The 23351-nt window shown below is 51.3% G+C and carries 23 protein-coding genes, 1 other RNA gene and 1 riboswitch; of the genes, 8 read left to right on the top strand and 16 right to left on the bottom strand.

Translation table 11 applies throughout. The features are described from left to right. Positions 1-9 precede the first annotated feature (9 nt). The 4 genes from rnd to dnaX all read right to left on the bottom strand — a co-directional run bounded on the left by rnd (position 10) and on the right by dnaX (position 4352). Positions 10-1176 (bottom strand): ribonuclease D, encoded by a 1167-nt coding sequence (rnd, locus tag KDX31_04190; GenBank protein ID UTW04225.1) that lies wholly within the window; start codon positions 1174-1176, stop codon positions 10-12. A 7-nt stretch (positions 1177-1183) separates the two neighbouring features. Continuing rightward, the gene (gene recR, locus KDX31_04185; GenBank protein ID UTW04224.1) at positions 1184-1783 is read right to left on the bottom strand and encodes a recombination mediator RecR; all 600 of its coding nucleotides are present in this window, start codon (positions 1781-1783) and stop codon (positions 1184-1186) included. Positions 1784-1798: 15 nt separating this feature from the next. Beyond that, positions 1799-2125: a YbaB/EbfC family nucleoid-associated protein gene (locus tag KDX31_04180; protein UTW04223.1), complete on the bottom strand. Its 327-nt coding sequence runs from the start codon at positions 2123-2125 to the stop codon at positions 1799-1801. An 82-nt stretch (positions 2126-2207) separates the two neighbouring features. Then, the gene (dnaX, locus tag KDX31_04175; GenBank protein ID UTW04222.1) at positions 2208-4352 is read right to left on the bottom strand and encodes a DNA polymerase III subunit gamma/tau; all 2145 of its coding nucleotides are present in this window, start codon (positions 4350-4352) and stop codon (positions 2208-2210) included. 216 nt (positions 4353-4568) lie between these two features. Between dnaX and KDX31_04170 the strand changes: the two genes are divergently transcribed. After that, positions 4569-4751, top strand: coding sequence for a hypothetical protein (locus tag KDX31_04170; GenBank protein ID UTW04221.1), 183 nt, complete (start codon positions 4569-4571; stop codon positions 4749-4751). Positions 4752-4838: 87 nt separating this feature from the next. Here KDX31_04170 and KDX31_04165 read toward each other — a convergent pair whose 3' ends face one another. The 4 genes from KDX31_04165 to KDX31_04150 form a co-directional block, all read right to left on the bottom strand. Continuing rightward, positions 4839-6326: an HDOD domain-containing protein gene (locus KDX31_04165; protein UTW04220.1), complete on the bottom strand. Its 1488-nt coding sequence runs from the start codon at positions 6324-6326 to the stop codon at positions 4839-4841. 232 nt (positions 6327-6558) lie between these two features. After that, positions 6559-7113: an outer membrane beta-barrel protein gene (locus KDX31_04160; GenBank protein ID UTW04219.1), complete on the bottom strand. Its 555-nt coding sequence runs from the start codon at positions 7111-7113 to the stop codon at positions 6559-6561. A 1370-nt stretch (positions 7114-8483) separates the two neighbouring features. Next, an RNA gene (ffs, locus tag KDX31_04155) (signal recognition particle sRNA small type) lies at positions 8484-8580 on the bottom strand. Positions 8581-8724: 144 nt separating this feature from the next. After that, complete coding sequence (locus KDX31_04150) at positions 8725-9990, bottom strand: DUF3422 domain-containing protein (GenBank protein ID UTW04218.1); 1266 nt, start codon at positions 9988-9990, stop codon at positions 8725-8727. Positions 9991-10200: 210 nt separating this feature from the next. Here KDX31_04150 and KDX31_04145 point away from each other — a divergent pair, with 210 nt between their 5' ends. The 3 genes from KDX31_04145 to KDX31_04135 all read left to right on the top strand — a co-directional run bounded on the left by KDX31_04145 (position 10201) and on the right by KDX31_04135 (position 12528). Beyond that, the gene (locus KDX31_04145; protein UTW04217.1) at positions 10201-10707 is read left to right on the top strand and encodes a TIGR02281 family clan AA aspartic protease; all 507 of its coding nucleotides are present in this window, start codon (positions 10201-10203) and stop codon (positions 10705-10707) included. 86 nt (positions 10708-10793) lie between these two features. Then, positions 10794-10921, top strand: a riboswitch (SAM riboswitch). Positions 10922-10962: 41 nt separating this feature from the next. Next, the gene (locus KDX31_04140) at positions 10963-11292 is read left to right on the top strand and encodes a hypothetical protein (protein UTW04216.1); all 330 of its coding nucleotides are present in this window, start codon (positions 10963-10965) and stop codon (positions 11290-11292) included. Positions 11293-11508: 216 nt separating this feature from the next. Further along, complete coding sequence (locus tag KDX31_04135; protein ID UTW04215.1) at positions 11509-12528, top strand: ion transporter; 1020 nt, start codon at positions 11509-11511, stop codon at positions 12526-12528. Between the two features lie 55 nt (positions 12529-12583). On the opposite strand, the gene KDX31_04130 is transcribed toward KDX31_04135, so the two are convergent. After that, on the bottom strand, positions 12584-13129 hold the full coding sequence (locus KDX31_04130; protein UTW04214.1) for a VOC family protein: 546 nt from the start codon (positions 13127-13129) through the stop codon (positions 12584-12586). A 249-nt stretch (positions 13130-13378) separates the two neighbouring features. Here KDX31_04130 and KDX31_04125 point away from each other — a divergent pair, with 249 nt between their 5' ends. Next, positions 13379-13861: a MarR family transcriptional regulator gene (locus KDX31_04125; GenBank protein UTW04213.1), complete on the top strand. Its 483-nt coding sequence runs from the start codon at positions 13379-13381 to the stop codon at positions 13859-13861. A 93-nt stretch (positions 13862-13954) separates the two neighbouring features. Here the strand turns inward: KDX31_04125 and KDX31_04120 are convergent, their stop codons facing one another. The 4 genes from KDX31_04120 to KDX31_04105 form a co-directional block, all read right to left on the bottom strand. Then, a complete protein-coding gene (locus KDX31_04120; protein ID UTW04212.1) occupies positions 13955-14878 on the bottom strand; it encodes a diguanylate cyclase in 924 nt (307 codons plus the stop codon). 85 nt (positions 14879-14963) lie between these two features. After that, the gene (locus KDX31_04115) at positions 14964-16181 is read right to left on the bottom strand and encodes an OsmC family protein (protein ID UTW04211.1); all 1218 of its coding nucleotides are present in this window, start codon (positions 16179-16181) and stop codon (positions 14964-14966) included. 380 nt (positions 16182-16561) lie between these two features. Beyond that, complete coding sequence (locus KDX31_04110) at positions 16562-17044, bottom strand: peptidylprolyl isomerase (protein ID UTW04210.1); 483 nt, start codon at positions 17042-17044, stop codon at positions 16562-16564. A 68-nt stretch (positions 17045-17112) separates the two neighbouring features. Beyond that, entirely contained in the window at positions 17113-17583 is a 471-nt protein-coding gene (locus KDX31_04105; protein UTW04209.1) for a transcription elongation factor GreAB, read from the bottom strand. 142 nt (positions 17584-17725) lie between these two features. On the opposite strand from KDX31_04105, the gene KDX31_04100 reads away from it, so the two are divergent. The 3 genes from KDX31_04100 (at position 17726) to KDX31_04090 (ending at position 21026) form a co-directional block, all read left to right on the top strand. Continuing rightward, positions 17726-19321, top strand: coding sequence for an ABC-F family ATPase (locus KDX31_04100; protein ID UTW04208.1), 1596 nt, complete (start codon positions 17726-17728; stop codon positions 19319-19321). Between the two features lie 264 nt (positions 19322-19585). Then, positions 19586-19993, top strand: coding sequence for a PA2779 family protein (locus tag KDX31_04095; GenBank protein UTW04207.1), 408 nt, complete (start codon positions 19586-19588; stop codon positions 19991-19993). Further along, positions 19971-21026, top strand: coding sequence for a PA2778 family cysteine peptidase (locus KDX31_04090; GenBank protein UTW04206.1), 1056 nt, complete (start codon positions 19971-19973; stop codon positions 21024-21026). The genes KDX31_04095 and KDX31_04090 overlap by 23 nt, the downstream gene beginning before the upstream one ends. Before the next feature lie 47 nt (positions 21027-21073). Here the strand turns inward: KDX31_04090 and KDX31_04085 are convergent, their stop codons facing one another. Genes KDX31_04085 through KDX31_04075 form a run of 3 tightly spaced genes read right to left on the bottom strand, consistent with a single transcriptional unit; the run spans position 21074 to position 23351 of the window. Continuing rightward, entirely contained in the window at positions 21074-21589 is a 516-nt protein-coding gene (locus KDX31_04085; protein UTW04205.1) for a nitrous oxide reductase accessory protein NosL, read from the bottom strand. Next, positions 21589-22416: an ABC transporter permease gene (locus KDX31_04080; protein UTW04204.1), complete on the bottom strand. Its 828-nt coding sequence runs from the start codon at positions 22414-22416 to the stop codon at positions 21589-21591. Before KDX31_04080 ends, KDX31_04085 begins: the two co-directional genes overlap by 1 nt. Then, entirely contained in the window at positions 22416-23351 is a 936-nt protein-coding gene (locus KDX31_04075; protein UTW04203.1) for an ABC transporter ATP-binding protein, read from the bottom strand. The genes KDX31_04080 and KDX31_04075 overlap by 1 nt, the downstream gene beginning before the upstream one ends.

The raw sequence follows: 23351 nt of genomic DNA, 5'->3' as shown, positions 1-23351 counted from the left end.
ACACTCTGTTTATACTTCCAGGCTCTGTAACTTTTCCAACAGCACATCACCAATCACCGCTTTGCGCCAGCCAGACAGACTGGGCGGCAAGCTGAACTCACCCTGATTTTCCGTTCTGATCAGAGCATCGAGATCTTTCTTTCGCAACAATATCTCTGGCGCGATATTCAGCTCTTCAGCTTTACTGCGCGCCATCGCTTTCAATACTTTAAGGGGCTTATTCCATTTATAGCTCAGCGGCCGGTTAATTGGTTCCGGCGGCTTTGCTAAAGCCGAATGGGGCGCCATTTTAAGATAGCCGAGAATCACCTCACCATCCTGTCTGACCTGCTGCATGCGGATATCGTCTAACCGCGACAGCGCGTGCAAATCCTTGGGCCATTTATTCACAATATCCAGCAAGGCATTATTTCTCAGCACCCGGTTGCGGGGAACATCCCGCTGGCGGCAGATCCGTTCTCGCCAGGCGGTCAGATCACGCAGGGCGGCAATTTTTTCCGGGGGCAACTTCCAGGCCTGACTGAAACGCTGGTAATAGGTTACACCATCCGGATCATTGTCCGGTGTCTGTTGCAACAACAGTGCCGTTTCTTCCTCGACCCATTCAGTCATCCCCCGTGTTTTAAGTTCAGCCATCTGCCGCTGACAAAGCACCGGCAGATACGCCACATCCAGAGCAGCATAGCGCTCCTGCGATGCGGTCAGGGGACGCTGCAACCAGTCCGAGGTGGTTTCACCTTTATCCAGTTTCACATCCAGAGCGTACTCTACAAGACGCTGATAGCCCATCGAGAAACCCCAGCCGAGAAAACCGGCGGCTATCTGGGTATCGAAGATCGGTGCCGGCAGCTCGCCAAACATATACAGGAAAAGCTCCAGATCTTCATTGCCTGCGTGCAGTACTTTAAGCACAGCGGGGTTACGAAACAATTGCACCATCGGTGCATAGTCTTCGATTTCCAGGGGGTCAATCAGATAACAGCCTGAGTCATCAGCAATCTGTATTAAACCGGGCACCGGGTAAAACGTATCTACCCGGATAAACTCTGTATCCAGCGCAATAAGAGGCAGTTCCTGCCACTGTTCGCAGTAACGGGCAAGCGTTTCATCATCGGTAATCCAGACAGGCTGAGCAGCTGTTTCTTCGAGTCGCTGCCAGTTATACGCGTGTGTCATCAGTACCTCAGTTCATCGACCGGCGACCGGCCATTGCATGGGCGAGTGTGCCACCATCAACATATTCCAGCTCGCCGCCCACCGGCACGCCATGGGCAATACGGGTCACCCGGATATCCAGATGTTTTATCTGTTCGGCAATAAAGTGTGCGGTTGCTTCGCCTTCAACGGTTGGGTTAGTTGCCAGAATCATCTCTTTTACTGCGCCCGATTCCAGTCGCTTAAACAGCAGATCCAGCCCCAGATCATCCGGACCAATACCATCGATCGGCGACAGGTGGCCCATCAGCACAAAATAACCGCCATTGAAGCCACCGGTCTGTTCAATCGCGAGCATATCCACCGGCGATTCCAGCACACAGATCTGCGACTCATCACGACTGTTATCGGCACAGATCGAACACAGCTCATTCTCTGACAGGGTTCGGCAACTGCTGCAATGGCCGACTTTCTCCGCCGCTACCGTCAGCGCTGTTGCCAGCGTGCCAGCACCACTGCGGTCCCGCTCCAGCAGATGAAACGCCATACGCTGAGCCGTTTTCGGGCCGACCCCAGGCAGCACGCGAAAGGCATCAATCAGTTCCTGAATCAGAGGACTAAAGGACATCGTGTTTACTCAGGCTCAGAACGGCATATTAAAGCCCGGTGGCATACCCATGCCACCGGTCACTTTCGCCATACGCTCTTGCGTCTCTGCTTCAACTTTGCGAACCGCATCGTTAACAGCGGCTGCAATCAGGTCTTCAAGGATCTCTTTATCCTCTTCCATCAGGCTCTCATCAATCGCGACACTGCGCACATCGTGACGACCATTCATCACAATCTTCACCAGACCGGCACCGGACTCGCCATTGACCTCAGCCTTAGCGATCTCTTCCTGTGCTTTCTGCATATCAGCCTGCATCTTCTGAGCCTGCTTCATCAGGTTACCCATGCCACCTTTCATCATATTCTTCCTCGCCTGTTTTAAAGCCCGGGCGTCACACCCGTGTTTAATCTGTTCGCAAATTTTTCCGGTTTAACATCCTGACTCAATCGATTGGCTGCACCGACTGAAGATCAATACTGGCGGCAAACCGCTCAATCACCGACTGAACCACCGGATCATTCTGAATTGAGCTGACCGCCTCTGCCAGGCGTTCCGCCCGTTTCCGGTCGCGATACTGGCTGGGAGTCTCACGACCATAAATGCCTAGGTTGAATTCTACCTCAACCGGCCGGTTAAAATAATGACCTATCGACTCACGTATACGCTCGACATGGGTCTCGCTGAGCAGCGCTTTCTGCTCATTGGTGTAATGAAAGCGCCAGCAATCCCCAACAGCCTCCAGAGAGGTATTGGATGCGATACTGTAAGTCATGCCGGTCAGCCCGATCAGTTCAACCAGCAGCACCCACTGATCAGGACTGAACTGTCCGATCTCTTTACTCACGTCAGCGTCTGGTTCGATCACCGCGACAGAGTCAGGTGCCGCTTGATTAACCCCGGAGTCAATCTGGCGGATCGCGGCCTGATCCGGGATTGCCCCCCGCTCGGGACGATTAACCGGTTCCGGGTTTACCACGGGTTCGAAGCTGCTTTTCGACTCAGGGCTTTTTTTCGGCTCAAGGCTGATTTTAGGCTCAGGGCTGTTTATCTGCCCTGAACTGGCTACCGGCTCAGGACGCTCTGTACCAATGGCAGTGCTGGCCGGGCTAGCAACCGGTTGCGGCACTGACGGAGTGTTATCTTCCCAGGGCAGATCAACGGCTGGTCGGGTCGCTTGCGCTATTACAGCAGAAGGCCCCGCAGCCGCTGGCGGTGCTGCATCAGCTTCAGGCTTTTTTCCCGGCAGATCCTCATAACCACCCTGCAGATAGGATTCGTCATAATCCGGAGGCGACTCCTGTTGCATGTCCGACGCTAAGCCCGACGGTGCCTCTGACGCTGAACCCGATTGTGGCTTGGGTGTGCTGTCAGGTTGTGGTTCAGGCGCTGGCTGAGCGGCCTCCGGGTTTACAGTATTCGCTGCGGCTTCACTCTGTGGTGCAGATGTGGCACTGGAAACAGTATCAGATGCCTTTGGCTGACTTAACCCCTGATGACTCATCGATACCGGACGGAACGCCAGCATGCGCATCAGGGTCATCTCCAGCCCTTCCCGGGCATCCGGTACAAAGGGCAGATCTTTACGTCCCATCAGCGCGGTCTGATAAAACAGCTGAACATCTTCAGCGGTCAGTTTACCCGCCAGATCCAGCACCAGATCACGGTCACCCAAACCGTTATCTACCGCATCCGGTACGATCTGAGCCAGAGCTATCCGGTGCATCAGGCTGATCAGATCACCGAGCACCGCATTGTAATCAGGGGAATAACGGGCAAGTTCGTCAACCGTCGTCAACAACCCTTTGGCATCATGGGCGGCCAGGCTGTCCACCAAACGGTATACCAGACGCTGATCAATGGTGCCGAGCATCGCCCGGACATCGGCCTCGACCACGGAACCGGCACCAAAGGCGATCGCCTGATCGGTCAGGCTCAGCGCATCCCGCATCGAACCATCGGCGGAACGGGCTAACAGCCACAGGGCGGGCTCTTCGTAAGGAATACTCTCCGCTGTCAGCACGTGACAAAGATGCTCAACGATCCGCTCCGGGATCATATTCTTCAGATTGAACTGCAGACAGCGGGACAGAATCGTCACCGGCAGTTTCTGCGGATCAGTGGTGGCCAGCAGAAATTTAACGTGGGGAGGCGGCTCTTCCAGCGTTTTCAGCAACGCATTAAACGAGTGAGTGGAGAGCATGTGCACCTCGTCAATGAGGTACACTTTGAAACGACCGTGGGTGGGCGCGTACTGGACATTTTCCATCAGCTCACGGGTATCTTCCACTTTGGTCCGGGACGCCGCATCCACTTCGATCAGATCGACAAAGCGGCCTTCACTGATCTCCCGGCAGGCTGAACATTCGCCACAGGGAGTGGACGATACTCCGGTCTCGCAGTTCAGTGACTTGGCAAACAACCGGGCAATCGATGTTTTACCGACACCCCGGGTGCCGGTAAACAGATATGCATGATGCAACCGGTCATCATCCAGCGCATTCACCAGAGCCTTGAGCACATGCTCCTGCCCGACCATTTCCTGAAACTTAGCGGGACGCCATTTACGCGCCAGTACCTGATAACTCATCGCTGCAAATCTATATGAGAGGGGTGTTTATTCATGGCTACCAATGCTAACGGTAACCGCCCTATATCGCCAGTGAAACCGGCGATTAAGTGGTAACTAAATTGCGTTTCGTCCGGTGATTCCCGTTTTACATGAAAACTGTTCTTTCGCTAACTCTCAATAAATAGTCTAACTTACATGGACAACAACAATCTTCTATCTTGCGAGGACATGGAGATGCAAAAAGCAAACAGTGCAAACGAGTACACGATACGCCGTCATCGCTTAATCGAACAACAGGAGATCATCCGCTTTCAGGATCCCCACTGTCCTGTCAGCATCATTACCGAAGAGATTCCCTGCTGGCTAACCAGCGATGAACCGGTTTCTCTGGAAAGCAGCGAACTGACGTCCCGCTAAATAATCCACCTCAATCATTTAGTTAAAAACAGACAGCGGGAGCGTCAGCTCCCGCTGTCTGTTTTATGCAATACCATTATTGATATATCAACGTTCAGTGTTTTTAATAATCAGTGAAAAGCAGATATTGGTCTGCTGGGCAAACAGCGTAAAGGCCATAAAGTCATCCTCACTCAGCGGTGGATGATCGGCCTGCTCAGAGGGGTCTTTGCGGTCGGCATAAAACAGCCCCACACAGTGCTTACCCCAGATTATAGGCGCGATAAAAAAACCATCATTGCTCACCAATTGCCGCACTGAGCCGTCCAGATAGGCCCGCCATTTGGGTGCATTGAGATTATCCACCCAGACCGGCTGCCGGCTATTAAGTACATGGGTAAAAATATTCGGCGAACCTTTGAGACTGACCACAAACTCCCGCTTGATCTGATTAAAGTCCGGTGCCGATATAAACCGGGGCATCAGGCAGCCCCGTTCACGGGACTTCAGAAAAACAATGGCGCGGCGCATCCGTATACCCCGTTGAATGCCTTCTAACGCGGTTTGTACAACCAGATTAAAATCAGCATTCTCATTGGGCAAAAACGCCAACTCGCGCAGAATCCGGAGCTGCAGTGCCTGATCACTCAACTCTTCCACAACCGGATCTGCTTCGCTGTCCACCTGGGAGATCAGATCATGGCTGATATAGCGGGTTAAGACCCCCGCCCCATAAGTGCGTAACAGCTCAACGGTCTCTTCAGAACACTGCTCCACCCTGGCCAGCAGATCCCGCTTATCCCACTTGGTCAGATCAGCGATCTCTGTCAGCAGCTTATCCAGTTCACTGCGATTATGGTTCGGATTTGCCAGTATCGCGCTCATTCTAACTGCCAGGTTTACGCAGCGCAGCTCAGGAGTACGCAGCTCGGGCTCCTCCAGAGAACTGATCAGCACACTCCCCATATTCCAGGAACTGGCCAGCCCCAGACTCATATCCTCAAAGGTAGTGCCGAGCCTCTGCTGCACGATACAGGCAACATCTTTCTGTCTGGCAAACGGCTTTTGTCGTAACAGCTTATCCAGCTCGACCGTTACCGGACCGCCCATACTCCAGAAAGCGCTCTCACCAAAACGGTTCAGCAAGGCGGCAATAAAGGCCTCTTCCTGAACATCCTCCTCATAATCCTGCATCATCATCCTGGCAATCATCCCGGCATGAAACGACTGCGCCATCAACTTCAGCAACCGCTCATACACCCCGGGAGTCAGCTTCCTGTTTTTCAACAGACTGCTGAGCATTTTGGCAGTGATACAGATATTTTTGATCCGGTTGAGCCCCAGTACAACAGAGGCCCGACTGACCGTCGTGACAGGATTGCGCCCCATATAACCGGCGCTGTTCGCCACTTTAAGAATAGCCGTAGTCAGCGCATGATCATGCAGCACCGACTGACCCAGTCTGGCCAGTGAAGAGATATCATCTTTCGAGATCTTCTCGATCTCACGGATAGTCGAACACAAAGCCGGCAACTCATGCTCGCTGATCCTTTCAACCCACTCATCTGTTCCCTGAGGCATAATATTAGCCAACATCTCACCCAGCCTTTGATTTAACTCAGCTTATTCTAAAACAGGAAGGCTCAGGCGTGAGCTTAAAAAGGTGTGATTTTGAGTAATAAGCGGGCAGGAACAGAGTTATAAAATTGATGAACGAAACGCAGAATTATAATTGGCATGACTTCATGCTCAAAGCTGACTATATCGCGTCTGTGGATCGTGTTTATCGGACGCCTTATAAGGGATAAGGCATCCGACAAGAGAGGGCTTAGAAGTTGATCTGTACACCCGCGGAGATCATATCAACATCATCGCCACCGATATCGAAACGTTCAAATTCGGCACGCAGCGAGACCGTCTTCATATTATAAGCAGCGCCAATACCATAAGTGCCATCAGTGCCATCATCGCCGGCCGATATATTTACATTAGACGTTGCATCAACACTCCAGTGAAACATACCCACTTTGGCAAACAGATCAATTTGCTCCGTTACTGGGAGCAATCCTACTGCGGACAAACCATAACCATCTGTTGCAGACTTGATAGTTACCGCTCCGTTTGAAAACTCAGCATCACCCAGATCAGCATAGAAGCCTTCCAGCGCAAAGTTGCGGTGGAAACGATAGCCACCAAACACTTTAAATCCCTGATCGACTTCATCAATCTCAGAAAAACCCAGATCATTAAAAGCAGCTTTCTCTGCTCCTGTTAACTGAACTTCAGTTCGTCCATAAGAAGCACCCAAATAACCGCCTTCGGCACTAGCCATAACCGGCGTTAATGCAGCGATAATACCTAAACCTAAAAGTGCCTTTTTCATACTCAACAATCCCTATAAGAACATTAGAAAAAATCAGGGGGAATATAACAGGCAAGACAGAGAATAAGCATAGGAATTATTCCTATAAAAGACACTTTGTACCTTTATAGAGACAAATATAACTCAGAATAGACTGCACGCTGCCAAACCCGACGGCGAATCTGGCCGGTCTCTAATTTTCCAGCCAGCCTTGTGTCGAATTTTTCGTCGATTAATACTGAGTTTTATAAGTGTGAAAAGTGAGCAGCAAGAAGAAAGCTTCGGAATAAAACCATTCAGATACGATTTGCCCAATACAGACAGAGAAAAAGATATGGAGGAGGGATTGGGGGCAGCCCCACCAGCCACATCCCGGCACACGAATCCACCGACGCGTAGGGGTTAGCCTGCTTCCTTCTGGGCCGGAGATGGTTCAGCAAATAAAGACAACCGCAAAAAATGTGCAGTTAAGTTTAAAATATAAGATATGGGGATTGGGGGCAGCCCCACCAGCCACATCCCGGCGCACGAATCCACCGACGCGTAGGGGTTAGCCTGCTTCCTTCTGGGCCGGAGATGGTTCAGCAAATAAAGACAACCGCAAAAAATGTGCAGTTAAGTTTAAAATATAAGATATGGGGATTGGGGGCAGCCCCACCAGCCACATCCCGGCACACGAATCCACCGACTTGTAGGGGTTAGCCTGCTCCCTTCTGGGCCGGAGATGGTTCAGCAAATAAAGACAACCGCAAAAAGTGTGCAGTTAAGTTTAAAATATAAGATATGGGGATTGGGGGCAGCCCCACCAGCCACATCCCGGCGCACGAATCCACCGACGCGTAGGGGTTAGCCTGCTTCCTTCTGGGCCGGAGATGGTTCAGCAAATAAAGACAACCGCAAAAAATGTGCAGTTAAGTTTAAAATATAAGATATGGGGATTGGGGGCAGCCCCACCAGCCACATCCCGGCACACGAATCCACCGACTTGTAGGGGTTAGCCTGCTCCCTTCTGGGCCGGAGATGGTTCAGCAAATAAAGACAACCGCAAAAATGTGCAGTTAAGTTTAAAATATAAGATATGGGGATTGGGGGCAGCCCCACCAGCCACATCCCGGCACACGAATCCACCGACTCGTAGGGGTTAGCCTGCTTCCTTCTGGGCCGGAGATGGTTCAGCAAATAAAGACAACCGCAAAAAATGTGCAGTTAAGTTTAAAATATAAGATATGGGGATTGGGGGCAGCCCCACCAGCCACATCCCGGCGCACGAATCCACCGACTCGTAGGGGTTAGCCTGCTTCCTTCTGGGCCGGAGATGGTTCAGCAAATAAAGACAACCGCAAAAAATGTGCAGTTAAGTTTAAAATATAAGATATGGGGATTGGGGGCAGCCCCACCAGCCACATCCCGGCACACGAATCCACCGCTGTGGCTGCTCCCTTCCGGGCCTGACCAGGTTCACGGTTTATCGTTGCGGGAGGACCAATGGAGCCACCATAACGTGACCACTTAAGGTCGTCTCGAACGAGACAGGCGCGCAGTATAACAGCCTGTCCGACAGATGCAAACAGGATTGCAGGTCAGACTGAAAACTACCGCTATCGACTGCAAAAAATGTTTAAAAAACAACCATTAATCATCTGACTTAAACTCTTTGGTGATACGGCGAACATACCACCAGACCATCAGAACAACCACGGGCAGAGAGTAGCTAAGCCAGTGAATCGCCATTTCCCGGGGCTCACCCGAAGTCAGATGGCGAATGGTGCGCTCCACCAGATCGAAAACATAGTAAGTCACGACGATAATAGAGAAGGTTTCCAGTTTCGCCTGCAGATTAAGCTGACGCCGGGTGCGTTTATTCATCGAACTGAGCAGACCGTGAATTTTCTGCTCAGTTGACAAATCAACCCGGGAACGAAGCAGATCACTGCAACGGGCTATGCGCTGAGACAGGCGCTCAAGTCGCTGGGCCGCCGCCTGCCAGGTACGCATCGCCGGGTCTACCCGGCGTTCAATAAATTGCTCAAGGGTTTGCAACCCCTCTATACGAATCTCTTCCAGCTCGGAGATCCTCATTCTAACCAGCGCATAATAAGCATCGGAGGCTGAAAACCGGTTGACGGTATCCGCTGAGATCTCTTCTGCCTGGGCCGACAACGCCATCAGAGCATCCAGAGTCTCAGATTCATCCCCCTTATCGAGCTCACTTAATTTCAGTGTTATCTCAGCCAGTTCCCGGTCAAGCCGGGATACTTCTTTCATCGTCTGCCGGGCAGGCTCAAGCCCCAGCAAAGCTACGGCACGATAAGTATCGATCTCACACAGACGCTGTATCAACCGGCCGCACTGGTAGCCGTGCATATGGATATTTTTCACCAGAATCCGGTCCAGATAAAATTCGCCTTCGGCACGAAAATCGGTCCAGACACGGGCCGCCCCCCGCATCACACGGGAACCGATCAGTTGATGGTTTCTGAACACCTCTCTGGCCATCTCTTCATCGCCTTCGGCCGAAGGTTCCATCACCTGTATCTGCACCCCGGTTATCAGTTCACCGGGAAGCTGGTCACTCCAGTTCTCGGGAAGACCGGTGACCGATTGTTGCCAGTCTTTATCGAGCCGATTCTGATACAGCGTCAGAGTATAAAACTCAGTATGCGCTTCCCAGCGCAGCGCCAGTGACTCCAGCTGCTGATAACAGAAGCTGGCCTCCGGCTGCATCGCCTCCCCCCCACACTGAAGAAAAAACTCAGAGATATCATTACGCACTTCTGCGATACTTTTATCCCCCAGCATCAGAGCGAAATGCAGCACCTTTAAAGGTGGACTCAGTTGCTGAAATGGCCGGGCATGAACTTCATCGGCAATCATCTGACGTTGTGAATGAAACTGCACTCGCTCTCTCCAATTTGTACTGACCAGTCAATGACTCAAATCGACCTGGCTCGGTGGCTATCCCTTTTCAGTCCGCTTGTGCTAAAACTAAACCTGTCTGGTTCGCGCTCTCACCTACGTGGAAAAGTGCGACAAAAAGAATCATTGAACTGAATGAAAGAAATTTTATCAGACTAAAGTATATGATCAGACATAATATACAGGAGCAATATGAAACAGGATAGCAGCCGGCACTTTATCGGCCGACTCTTTGCCCATCTCACCTGGATTATTCTTCTGGGACTATTCTATCTGATGTTTCAGGACCGCCTGTTACAGCAAAATAACCCCAACCACGCACTGAATATATCCGAAGAGAATCAGATGGTAGTGCTCCAGCGCAACCGTCAGGGACACTATCTGGCACCGGGAACAATCAACGGTCAGCCGGTGCGCTTTCTTCTCGACACCGGTGCCACCGATATCAGTATTCCCGGCGCGCTGGCAGACAAGCTCCGACTGGCACCTGGCAGAGCCTCATACGCCAGCACAGCCAATGGCACCATCAAAGTCTATGATACCCGGCTCAATTCGGTGGCACTGGGTGGATTGTCTCAGGCAAACGTATCCGCCCATATCAACCCCCATATGCAAGGGAATACTGTACTGCTGGGGATGAGTTTTTTACAGCATCTGGAACTGACTCAGCGGGGCGATACCCTGACTCTGAAACGTTAAATTGACCGGATACTGAATTGTCATAAAAACCGCCCGCAAACATTGCACCGAAGATGCCTCTGGCATAAACTGGCCACTCAATTAATTTTTAACATCAAGAGAAGGGCTGACGTCCTCGCCAACCTGCCTGCCTGGGCAAGGTGGTTGTTTTGCAAACGCTTTAACAAAAAGCAGCAAAACGATGTGGTCATTACCGACAAAACTCAGGTAACCCCCACGCACAACGTCAGCTCTCATGAAAATGGGAGCAGATCCATGTTTGAAGCACATATTTATTCACAATCCAGCCGCCCCGAAACCGTGCCGGGCGATCGTTTGGTTAAATTTAACTCGCCGACCTGTTGCTGGCACAGCCGCTATCAGTGCAATGTCCGCTACTGGATTACCCCGGGTAAACGCCAGTCTCTGGAACGGCTGTTTCTCTATATCGAGTTTCGTAACCGCGACAATAGTCACGGCTACAAAGTGATAGAGTTGCCCGGCAATAACCTCAGCACAGACCAGATTCAGGGAGTTATCTGTCGCTCCCCTCTGAGCTTACAGCTTGACCCGCTTAAAACCGAACAGTGGTGCCGGTCACTGTAATCCTCTGCTTCAGGGGCCATCGTTAAAGCCAGGCGCTATAACCCAGACAGGAGCTGTGCTGAGATTTCTTATATACCAGTACAGTTTCTGCCTGCTTGTGTATAAAAAATCAGCACGCTGCGGCAGCATTAATCCGGCTCAATCGATTAAACACTTTAATATCAAACCCTTTTGCCGATACTATGGTTTATCACCCCAACATTAATCAGGTTTTACATGACCGCCAGACGTAAACTGACCTACGAAATTCTTGATATCGGCAATAAGCAGCACACATTGGGACGTGTAATTGATATTTTTCTGATCGTACTGATCTCACTGAATGTGCTGTTCGTTATACTGGAAACGCTGCCCTCCATCAGTGCACTGGAGCATCGCTGGTTTTACTGGTTTGAGGTGTTCTCCGTTATTGTCTTCAGCATAGAATATGTAGCCAGGGTGTGGAGTTGCGTTGAGGATGAAGCGATAAATCATAAACACCCGGTATGGGGGCGGCTACGCTATATGCTGACCCCTCTGGCACTGATTGATCTGATAGTCATTCTGCCGTTTTATCTGAGTATGATGCTGGTTGTAGACCTCCGCTTTATGCGGGTTCTGAGGCTGCTGCGGGTATTTAAACTCACTCGCTACTCCGCCTCTATGTCGTTACTGTTGCAGGTCCTGCATCGGGAAGCCCGATCCATCGGTGCGGCGCTATTTGTCCTGTTTATGCTGATCATTGTCGCTTCCAGTCTGATCTATTTTGCCGAGCATCATGCCCAGCCCGAGGTTTTCAGCAGTATCCCTGCGGCGATGTGGTGGGCGATTGTTACCATGACAACGGTTGGCTACGGCGATGTCATCCCCATCACGGTGATGGGGAAAATAATGGCCTCGGTTATCAGTATCATGAGTTTGGGCATTGTGGCTCTCCCCGCAGGTTTATTAGCATCGGGATTTAGCGAAGCGATTCGGGAACGACGCCGGACCTATGAAAAAATGGTTAATCTGGCATTGCAGGATGGCGAAATTGATTCCGTAGAACATAAAGCGCTGAATCAGATGCGGGAAACCCTGGGCATCAGTAAAGAGGATGCCGCCCATATTCTTCATGCCAATATTGACCGGAAGATGGAACTGGACCTGGGACGGGATCTGAACCAGCTTCGCCAGGAGATTGATGCGGTGCTGCATGACCATTGCCCTCACTGTAACCACCCGGTTAAATGGCTGGAGCGACGTAACCGCAAGTAAAGAACATTCATGAATAACCGGAGGCCTGACCTCCGTTTATCACTGTCCCGAATATTTAGTCCAGCCCGTTAAACTCTTCTTCGTGAAGCCAGGCAGCATGCTTCGGCGCTTTTTTAGTCTGCGTCCACTCTTCCAGCATCAGCGGTGCAACCCGTTTCAGTTCTGTCATCTGTTCATCCGTTCCTTTAACGTAGGTCAGCTCCAGACGGTGACCGTTGGGGTCAAAAAAGTAGATTGAACGAATAATACCGTGTTCGGTAGGCCCGATTACGTTAATACCTTTAGACTCAATCTCTTTTTTTGCTGCCAGCAATGCAGTCTCATCTTTTACCCGGAAAGCGATATGCTGTACCCATGACGGAGTATTCTGATCTCTGTCCATCTTCGGTTTAGTCGGCAGCTCAAAGAACGCCAGAATATTACCATTGCCGGCATCCAGAAACAGATGCATATAGGGATCAGGCTCTTTTGTAGAAGGCACACGGTCTTCCGCAATCGCAACCAGAAAGTCCATATTCAGCACATCCTTATAAAACTCAACGGTTTCTTTGGCGTCGTTACAGCGATATGCAACATGATGTATTTGTTCAATCTGGATCATAATAAAGCCTCTGAGAGATAGTTCTTATTATTACGTTTACCGTTATCCCCAAAGTAGCACCTCGGCACAGAGCAGGCCAGACAGGTAACAGCCGTGACTATTACCTGCAAGTTTTTTTAGAACATTAAGTAACTGTTTTTATGACATAAATCCAAATAAAATCAGATTATTCGGTAACTGGAAATTGTCTTTTTCTGAAATAACCATATATTATATAGGTTATTTTTGGCCCATTAGAGACTGACCTTAGTGAACGAAAAACATGCCTCTCAGGATAATAAAGAGCTGCATCTGGATCTGAGCCAATACTTCCCCTACCAGTTAGCGACCCTGGACACAGCGGTCAGCCAATCGATATCACAGCTCTATTCCGGACGTTTTAATCTGAATCGGCAGGAGTGGCGGATCATGGCCGCACTCGGCACTAAAAAAGCGATGTCGGCTAAAGAGATATCAGCGCATTGTAACCTGGAAAAAATGCAGGTCAGCCGGACCATCTCACGGCTAAAAGATTCTGAACTGATACTTCAGCAGGAAGACCATGCAGATCGCCGCTACACCCGCCTCAGCCTGACCGAGAAAGGCAAAGCAATCTACAGAAAACTGGTACCGCTGATTCTGGCTCGGGAGGCATTTATCCTTTCCGCGCTATCCGAAGAGGAGCTGGATCAACTGCTGAGCCTGATGGAAAAAATACGTCAGAAAGCCCTGGAACTTCAGCAGTGGGGCTGAATGTTGAGACAGATAGCAGCAGATTCACTGAGTTTCGCTACCACCACTTACAGCCAGGCGAAAAGCTGTACCCTAAAAGTATAAGCCATTGTTTCAGTCCGAATCATCAACAAAGATGAAATCTCCGCCGACCCGCTTTCCCCGCTTAAGCGCAAGATCTGCACGTTCTAAAATAGACTCGGTGGTATCTCCCCGCCGATAAGAGGTTAAACCCACGGTTGTGGTCATCGCAAAGGTCGAGTCCCGCCAGCAAAACGTATGCGCACGAACCCCCTGCCAGGCCTTCTGAATCACCTGCCGGGCAATACCCGGATTATCTTCGCGCATCAGCACAACAAAATCAGCACCGTTCCAGCGCGCCAGGCAATCAACTCCGCTCAACGCTGAGCGAATAAGATCAACACACGTGATTAAAACCTGGTCACCGCAGTGATGGCCATAATGGTCATTCACATCCTTAAAGAAATCCAGATCAAACATCATCAGGGTAAAACCTGCCCCTGTTGATTCGGCCCGCTCAACCTCTGCTTCAAGCCGTCTGAGCAGGTGGTGCTGATTGAAAACCCCGGTCAGTTGATCAACTTCCGACTGCTGTCTGAGTTGTTCAATCTCAGCCGTTAAGCTGGTGATCTCCTGAAAGGTAACCAGATAGTGATCCGGAATAATAGTGCGGTTGTCCCCCGTGACCTGAAAATCACGTTCTTTGCCATCATTGCAACGAATCTTCATCCGTATCTGAGCAATCTCTTCCGTTTCCCGGAGTAGCCCGCCAAAAGTATGGCAAAGCATCATCAGCTTTTCGCGGTGCTGGCGATCAGGGTAAACGACCTCCATCCAGGCTTCAGCATTCGGTGTCCGCTCAAGAGGATAACCAATCAGCTGCTGATACTTTTTATTAACATATACGATTTTTTGCCGGTCTGACTCCCTCTGCTGCTCTTCATTAAACAGAAGCACCATCGCAGCCACTGGCAGACAATCCAGAAGATAGAGGAAGTTGTCTAAATCGCCTTGCAAAATATAGTCCCCGCCTACAAAATTCCAGGATGCTCCTTAGTCTAGTCCATTCTGTACTATTGAGTTCGAAGCGTTATTTCGTCTGTTAGTCCGTTAAACGAGTCACAATGCTGATATCCCCCTCAAGGGTTTTATGCACCGGACAGCGGTCTGCAATCTCAAGCAAACGTTTGCGTTGTTCCCCGGTGAGATCCCCTGTCAGGGTAATCTGCCGTTCAAACTGATCTATCTTACCACCGTTTTTATCACAGGACAGACAGTCCTGAGCATGAATTTTTGCGTGCGATACATCGACCTGAACATGTTCCAGAGGAATCTTTTTTTGTCGCGCATACATCCTGAGGGTCATAGAGGTACATGCCCCCAGTCCTGCAGCCACCAGTTGATATGGCGTCGGTCCCAGGTAGTTGCCGCCATAACTGATGGGTTCATCCGCGATCAGATGATGGCCTGCAGCACTGATATCCTGAGTAAAACTGTCAGGGTCTGCCTCGCAGACCCGGGTTATACCTTCTGGCGCATTGAGGTATTTAGGCAGTATCTGGACATCAATATAGCGCTGCGCCCAGGCGGAAATCATTTCCGCCGCATAATCAGCATCCTCTTGTCGGCTAAGCAGATGATCCGCAGAATCCAGCGTAACGAAACTTTTTGGATGCTTAGCCATCTGAAACAGCCGGGCAGCGTTGACGATGTCTACCGTCTCATCCAGGGGAGCATGCATCACCAGCAACGCTTTACGTAATCCTGACACAGCCCGCTCCAGAGAGATGGCGGAGATATCTTCAACAAATTCACGTTTGATTGTGAACTCGCGTCCCCCCAGCTTCACACTGGCCTCCCCCTCTGTGCATATTTCGCCCAGCTGATCGCCAAAGTTTTGCAGTACATGCCCGGGATCAGCCGGTGCTCCGATAGTCACCACCGCCTTCGCCTCGGGCACCTCGCGGGCAATTGCCAGAATAGCCGCGCCACCCAGAGAGTGACCAATCAATAGCTGGGGAGCCGAATAGTTTTCGCGCATAAACCGGGTTGCCTGTAGCAGGTCCTGCATATTCGAGCTGAACCCGGTATTGGCAAACTCCCCCTGCGAGTGACCCAGTCCGGTAAAATCAAAACGGAGAACGGCAATCCCTAACGATGCCAAGCGCTGAGAAATTCGCCGGGAAGCCTGAAAATCTTTAGAACAGGTAAAACAGTGCGCAAACAGCGCATACGCTGCCGGTTTACCCACCGGCAGATCCAGCCTCGCCGCCAGTAATGATCCATCATGGCCGGTAAACGTTAAACGCTCAGTTTTCATAGCTTCCTCCTGCTCTGATTTACCAACGAGTATCAAGCAGATTTCAGGAGGTAGCCATTAGAATTTTTCTATCGGGGAGATTGTGCGGGTAAATCAGATAGACCGTCGCTTCGCGACTTGCCAGAACGCAGCTACGCTGCTTGCTAGTGGCCAGGAGATCAAGCGCCTTTAACCAGCAAGTTAGCGTCCTAACTACCTGACACCCCATCGCCCCTGGAAGGGGCTCCTACAAAACCTAAAAACCGCCTCGCGGCGGTTTTTTGTTTTGTTCTGGCTTTTCTAGCAGGAAACACAGTTTCCGTTCTAGCCACTAGCAAGCGTAGCGTCTGGCTCCTGGCAGGGGCTGAAGGCCCCGTTCTGCCGGGTCGCGTAACGGCGTTTTAGTGATGATGCCCGCCATCCCCATGGGCATGTCCATGAGCGATCTCCTCGGCTGAGGCATCGCGGATATCGACGATCTCGATATCGAAGGTCAGTGTTTTACCCGCCAGTGGGTGGTTATTATCCACAGTCACCATGAATTTACCCACCTTAACGACTTTCACCTGTCGCATCCCCTCCTCGGTTTGCACAGTGCCTACCATGCCCGGGCGCCATCTCTTTGCGCCCTGCAGATGTTTCACCGGAATACGCTGTTCACAGCCTGGCAGAAACTCACCGTAGGCATCCTTTGGCTCCAGCGTGACAGAAAAAAGATCGCCTTTCGCTTTCCCTTCCATTGCCTGCTCCAGACCACTGATCATATTATTGTGGCCATGCAGGTAAGCCATTGGCGAGCCTCCCCGGGTGGTTTCTTCAACACTGTTTTCTGCATCGCTCAGGTTGTAGTGAAACTGCACGACTTTATCTTTTGTAACGCTCATGAATATTCCTTAATCTGCTGCCGGGCCGATATAACCCCGGGGAAACGGTTACCGGGGATTATACGTCATCAACTGACCCCAGTAATCTCAAATTCACCCTGAGGCAGTTTAACAATATCGCCCGGATAGCGCCCCGTTAATGCCTGGCCGATGGGGGATTGGGGGGTAATCACAATAACCACTTCAGAGCCGCCCTCAACCTGAATTCCCCCGCCTGCGGGACCGATGAACAGGCGTTTCACGCAGCCTTCATCATTTTCAAGCGTGACTAATGCTCCCAGGCCTGCGGCAGAGTCTTCGGCGAACTCGCGCAGCGGCATATTGCGGTAATCGGTCAGATTAACCTCCAGCGCCTGCACTCGTTTGGATTGTCCGTGGGCCAGATAGGAGGCCTCCAGCCCCAGAGTATCATATTTATTTTCCGCTACGTTCTCTTCATGGGTCGCCGCATCCCGGGCCTCGTTAGCGGCCGCAATGTTCATCTCCAGATCTGCCTGAAGCTGGCAGATAATCTGTGCTATAAGTTGTTTCTTATCCATATATCCGACCTGTTACAGAACCGTTGCAGTATCCACATTAAATTATGAAAAAGAAACACTCTATTCACACACTTTAACAGTGATCTGTGGGACAATACGCCGCATATTTTTACCTCAACGTTTTAACTGATGGACTCCTGTTTTGCTGACTACCGCTAATATCACTATGCAGTTTGGCGCCAAGCCTCTGTTCGAAAATATCTCTGTTAAATTTGGTGAAGGCAACCGCTACGGCCTGATCGGCGCGAACGGCTGCGGTAAATCGACCCTGATGAAGATTCTGGGTGGTGATCTGGAACCTTCAGCCGGCAATGTCAGCAAAGACCCGAATGAGCGCATCGGTAAACTGCGTCAGGATCAGTTTGCCTTTGAAGAGTTCACCGTTATCGACACGGTGATCATGGGACATGCTGAACTTTGGCAGATCAAACAGGAGCGGGATCGTATCTACTCGCTGCCCGATATGACTGAAGAGGAAGGGATCAAAGTCGCTGAACTTGAAGTTGAGTTTGCCGAGCTGGATGGTTATACCGCTGAATCCCGTGCAGGAGAGCTGCTGCTGGGACTGGATATTCCCACGGAACAGCATTTTGGCCCGATGAGTGAAGTGGCGCCTGGCTGGAAACTCCGGGTGCTGTTGGCTCAGGCGCTGTTTGCCGATCCGGATATCCTGCTGTTGGACGAACCTACCAACAACCTGGATATCAACACCATCCGCTGGCTGGAAGGTGTGCTGAACGAGCGTAACAGCACCATGATCATCATCTCCCACGACCGCCACTTCCTCAACTCCGTCTGCACCCACATGGCAGACCTGGATTACGGTGAGCTGCGGGTTTATCCGGGCAACTATGACGATTATATGATCGCCTCGACGGCCCTGCAGGAACGTCTACAGTCTGACAATGCCAAGAAGAAAGCCCAGATTGCTGAACTTCGCAGCTTTGTCAGCCGTTTCTCTGCCAACGCCTCCAAGGCAAAACAGGCAACCTCCCGGGCACGCCAGATTGAGAAGATAGAACTCAACGATATTAAGCCTTCCAGCCGTCAGAGCCCCTATATCCGCTTTGACCAGGAGAAGAAGCTGCACCGTCTGGCACTGGAAATTGAGGGACTGACCAAAGGTTATGGTGGTGAGCCGCTGATTAAAGATCTCAGTATGATGGTGGAAGTCGGTGAACGGATCGCTATTATCGGCCCCAACGGCATCGGTAAAACCACCCTGCTGAAATGTCTGCAGGGTGACCTTGAACCCGACAGTGGCCTGGTGAAATGGTCCGAAAACAGCAATATCGGGTATTACGCACAGGATCACGCCCACGAGTTTGCTGAAGAGAGTAATCTGTTTGACTGGATGGCCCAGTGGACCAAGTCCGGGTCTGACGAACAGGTCATCCGGGCCTCTCTGGGACGAATGCTGTTCTCACAGAATGAGATTAAGAAATCGGTCAAGGTACTTTCCGGGGGTGAACAAGGCCGCATGCTGCTGGGAAAACTGATCCTGCAGCAACCCAATATCCTGCTGATGGACGAACCCACAAACCATATGGATATGGAGTCCATTGAAGCGCTCAACCTGGCGCTGGAAAACTTTGAGGGCACGCTGATCTTTGTCAGCCATGACCGTGAGTTTGTATCCTCTCTGGCAACCCGGATAATCGATATGCGTGAAGACGGGCTGACCGACTTCCGCGGTGGTTATGAAGAGTATCTGAAGAAACAGGGTATTTCCGGCTGATCAGAGCCTCAGACCTGAGCCGCAAGCCCCGTATCCTATCCAAAAAGCCAGCAACTCCCCTGCTGGCTTTTTTAGTCTCTGCCCCCCCTCATTAGCGCCGCTCTTAGCTGCCTCATCCACCCCACGACTTTACTTTATACAAACTAAGCTACACTGATAGGGTCAACTGTTTGTTGGTACGGGTGATTTAACCAAGAAGGTTAATCCGTTTTTAAAGAAAGCCGCTGTACCGGGGGGATAGCAGCCCATCAGAGGATAGATATTATGATGCAACACAGCAGTCTCAGACACGCCTGGATAGGCCGGATCATTATCGCGTTGATGCTGGTTATGAGCTTTCAGAGTGTCACCGTCAATGCCGCAATGGTTTCCACAGACACCATCATCCAGACAGAAAACCAGCAATACACCAAGAGCGAATTACTGCAAAAACTGGAGTCGGTCGAACTACAGCAACAGCTTGTGGATATGGGGGTTGATCCGCAGGATCTTCAACAGCGTGTCGCCAGCCTGACCCCGGATGAGATCAGCCAGTTGAACGCAAACCTGGCTTCGCAACCGGCCGGTGAAGGAGTTCTGGGCCTTATTGGTCTGGTATTTGTCGTGTTCGTCATCACCGATATGCTCTGTGCAACTGACCTGTTCAGCTTTGTTCACTGTATCAATCGCTGACCGGGATTCCACGCGGCTCAGCCGGTTATTCACTCAGCGGCTATCAGCAGCAGTACTGCTGATAGCAATCGTGCTGATGACCGGTTGTAGCAGCAACCCACAACTCGTCGACTCATTAGCCGCCGATCCTGCCATCAAAGGTTACTCTGAAATCGCTGGATTAGCCTATTTCCCGCAACAGGATGATCAGTGCGGACCGGCATCACTGGCCACCATGCTGGCCTACAACCAGATCACGACAACCCTTGAACAGTTACGCCCCTCGCTGTATATTCCGCAAAAAGGCGGAACCCTGGCAATTGAAATGGACGCCAGAGCACGGCAGTTTAACCTGATTGTCTATCCGCTGAGGCCCGATATGGCCGATATATTGCTGGAGCTGGATGCCGGACATCCGGTTCTGGTGATGCAAAACCTCGGCTTCAGCTGGTTGCCTCAATGGCATTTCGCAGTTGCCATCGGTTATGACCTGAACGCACAACAGATCCTGCTGCGTTCGGGTCCGGATAAGCGTTATCCCGCCGATCTTTCGCTGTTTGAGAAGACCTGGTCACGGGCAGACAACTGGGCCAGAGTAATACTTCCACCCGATCAGCTACCAGCAACTGCCACACCTTTGCGTTACACTGCCGCCGCGAATAAGCTTGAGCAACTCGGGCTGCACAACCCTGCTTTACAGCAAGCCGCAGCACAAGCCTATCAGACCGCGTTAAAACAGTGGCCTGACAATGCTGCCGCGCTGATGGGACTCGGTAATATCAGCTACGCCCGGCAACGTTACACTTCGGCCGCTGACTATTTCATCCGCTATATTGAAAAGAGTGCCACACCTGCCGCCGGCTGGAATAACCTGGCGTACGCATTAATGCAAACAGGCTGCACTCAGTCGGCCATTGAATCGATCAGCTGCGCCGTATCAATCGCACCGGAGCAGCCTGCCTACCACGACAGCCTCAATGAACTCAGCAATATCGCCGCACAACAGGGTAGTCAAGAACGCTGCTCACGCCCCGCCTGTATTGTTCCGAAGTAAACACACTCATCCCGGAACAATGAACCCTGTCATTGCTGATGGCCGGATCACTCTGCCATCATATTGTTCATACTAATCAGCAGATCCAGCGTGATCTGCTCGAAACGATAGACCTTGCCACCCTCAGAATCGGCAAACGCTTCGGCATCGGCCTGTTTGGAAAAGCTGGCAAGTGTTGGCCCCATCGCGCCTTTTTTCCGGTGACCGATGACGAAGAATGCCTGTCGGGCATCAATATAGGTTTCATCATCCGGATGATCCCAGGGGGTGACGGCCATATCGTGGACATAGACCTCCTGAATATTCTGCTGATTTTCTGGATCGACAATAAAAGCAAACAGATCCCGGGTAGAACAGAACTGCATATTGCCCCGGGTTCCCTTTGCATACAGCTGCCCCTTGGGGCCGGGAAAGTTGCTGATAATCATACCGCACAGGTGGCACTCTGCCCCGCTTTCTATCGCGATCGCCTGTCGTACCATCGTTTCCTTTTCATCTTCACCACAACCCGCCAGCCCCCCCAGCGGCAGCAGAATAACGAACAGCTTTAACCAGTGCTTCATTACAATCCCCGCTTATTAAAGATCGCCATCGCCAGCGAGGCTGGCAGTACCAGCCAGAGCAGTAACCCCACAAACAATGACAGGGTTGAAAACTGAGACTGCTGCGCTATTGCCATGAGTCCGGTGAGATTCTGATCGGCAAAATAAGTAATGTTTACCAGTCGGAAGATATCCGTTGGGTTGAGCAGCAACAGATACGGAAACAGTGTTTCATCAACATTGCCCTCGGTCGCAACCAGCATCCCCAGCAGCCCCAGATCAAAGACCAGAACGAAAACAAACCAGGTGATCAGAGCGATCCCTGCCGCTTTCGACTTCTCTGACACCGATGCACTAATCACATAAGCAATGGCGATAAAGATCCACCCCAATAGCATGGCGGAAAAGATAAATATGCTATAAGCGCCGAGGAGCTCTCCCCAGGTGGTCGTGCCGGAGAAAACCCCCATCATAATGGCGGATGAGCCAAAACCAATCAGGGTGGAAAACGCCATTACCGCTCCCTGCCCGACCATTTTCCCCAGCAATAACTGCCAGCGTGACAGTGGATAGGTCATCAACAGCAACAGAGTACCATTTTCATCTTCACCCACCAGCCCGTCATAGGCCAGCATCAGTGCGATCAGCGGGATAATAAACACCGCCAGACTTGCCAGGCTGACGATAGTCGTCGACAGCGATGTAAAACCAACCTTACCCGCTGCGGCGGCACCGAAATACGCCAGGCCAATCGCCAGTACCGCAAAGATCACACAGATCGACAGCACCCAGCGGTTTCGCAGGCCATCATGAAACTCTTTATTAGCGACCGTCAGAACAGCATTCATTAGCGAATCTCCTGTGCAGTAGCGGCGGTTGCTCCGGCACTGGTTTCAATAAAATGCGTATACAGGTCTTCTAAAGAGGGCAGCTGAACATCCAGATTTTCCAGTCCCGCCAGTCCCATTATCTGTTGCATGGCAGCCATCTTCCCGGGAAGAGGAATATCCAGTTTTAATTCTGTTTCGTTGCGGTTTACCAGGGCTGACAGGTTGTCGGGCAACACCATTCCACTTCCCTGCAGATGAAAAACCGCAGGCAGATCTGCCTGCTGGCGCAGATCATGAATACTGCCTTCAGCCAGCAGATGCCCCTGCCCCAGTATCATCGCCCGATCGATATATTTTTCCACGCCAGGTAACACATGGGAACAGAGTATGACGGTACAGCCTCGCTGCTTCAGCTCTTCAATACGATGATAAAAATCCTGGGTGGCGATAGGATCCAGTCCCACGGTAGGCTCATCCAGCAATAACAGTTTTGGTTCACCTAACAGTGCCTGAGCAAGGCCAAGACGCTGCCGCATGCCCTTGGAATACGTTTTTACCCGACGCATTCCGGCCTGCGCCAGTCCCACCTGCTCCAGCAATGCAGGGCAGTGCTTCTCCGGGACGCCTTTCAAACGGGCAAAATACTGCAGTACCTCCAGCCCGCTCAGTTGGTCGTAGAAGCTGACGTTCTCCTGCAAAAAACCCAGTTTACGTCGCAGGTGACGAGCCTCAGGCTGAGTCGGGTCTTCGCCAAAGACTCTGACCTCACCCGCCGTTGCACTGATCAGACCGAGAATCAGTTTAATCGTCGTCGTCTTACCCGCTCCGTTATGACCAAACAACCCCAGCACTTCGCCCTGACGCACCTCCAGATTAAGTTGCTGAAGCGCATTAACGCCCTGATATCTTTTCTCAACCTGCTGTAATTCAACAATATTATTCGAACTTCTCAT

Source organism: Amphritea atlantica, from assembly GCA_024397875.1.
Classification (GTDB): Bacteria; Pseudomonadota; Gammaproteobacteria; order Pseudomonadales; family Balneatricaceae; genus Amphritea; species Amphritea atlantica_B.
This window is presented reverse-complemented; position numbering and strand designations above follow the sequence as displayed.

Bases quoted from the DNA above. Each gene is read 5' to 3' on its own strand.
- recR (UTW04224.1), bottom strand. From the start codon at position 1,783: ATGTCCTTTAGTCCTCTGATTCAGGAACTGATTGATGCCTTTCGCGTG.
- KDX31_04170 (UTW04221.1), top strand. From the start codon at position 4,569: ATGCAAAAAGCAAACAGTGCAAACGAGTACACGATACGCCGTCATCGC.
- KDX31_04160 (UTW04219.1), bottom strand. From the start codon at position 7,113: ATGAAAAAGGCACTTTTAGGTTTAGGTATTATCGCTGCATTAACGCCG.
- KDX31_04105 (UTW04209.1), bottom strand. From the start codon at position 17,583: ATGGATAAGAAACAACTTATAGCACAGATTATCTGCCAGCTTCAGGCA.
- KDX31_04095 (UTW04207.1), top strand. From the start codon at position 19,586: ATGATGCAACACAGCAGTCTCAGACACGCCTGGATAGGCCGGATCATT.
- KDX31_04110 (UTW04210.1), bottom strand. From the start codon at position 17,044: ATGAGCGTTACAAAAGATAAAGTCGTGCAGTTTCACTACAACCTGAGC.
- KDX31_04140 (UTW04216.1), top strand. From the start codon at position 10,963: ATGTTTGAAGCACATATTTATTCACAATCCAGCCGCCCCGAAACCGTG.
- KDX31_04135 (UTW04215.1), top strand. From the start codon at position 11,509: ATGACCGCCAGACGTAAACTGACCTACGAAATTCTTGATATCGGCAAT.
- KDX31_04085 (UTW04205.1), bottom strand. From the start codon at position 21,589: ATGAAGCACTGGTTAAAGCTGTTCGTTATTCTGCTGCCGCTGGGGGGG.
- rnd (UTW04225.1), bottom strand. From the start codon at position 1,176: ATGACACACGCGTATAACTGGCAGCGACTCGAAGAAACAGCTGCTCAG.
- KDX31_04080 (UTW04204.1), bottom strand. From the start codon at position 22,416: ATGAATGCTGTTCTGACGGTCGCTAATAAAGAGTTTCATGATGGCCTG.
- dnaX (UTW04222.1), bottom strand. From the start codon at position 4,352: ATGAGTTATCAGGTACTGGCGCGTAAATGGCGTCCCGCTAAGTTTCAG.
- KDX31_04075 (UTW04203.1), bottom strand. From the start codon at position 23,351: ATGAGAAGTTCGAATAATATTGTTGAATTACAGCAGGTTGAGAAAAGA.
- KDX31_04165 (UTW04220.1), bottom strand. From the start codon at position 6,326: ATGTTGGCTAATATTATGCCTCAGGGAACAGATGAGTGGGTTGAAAGG.
- KDX31_04145 (UTW04217.1), top strand. From the start codon at position 10,201: ATGAAACAGGATAGCAGCCGGCACTTTATCGGCCGACTCTTTGCCCAT.
- KDX31_04130 (UTW04214.1), bottom strand. From the start codon at position 13,129: ATGATCCAGATTGAACAAATACATCATGTTGCATATCGCTGTAACGAC.
- KDX31_04180 (UTW04223.1), bottom strand. From the start codon at position 2,125: ATGATGAAAGGTGGCATGGGTAACCTGATGAAGCAGGCTCAGAAGATG.
- KDX31_04115 (UTW04211.1), bottom strand. From the start codon at position 16,181: ATGAAAACTGAGCGTTTAACGTTTACCGGCCATGATGGATCATTACTG.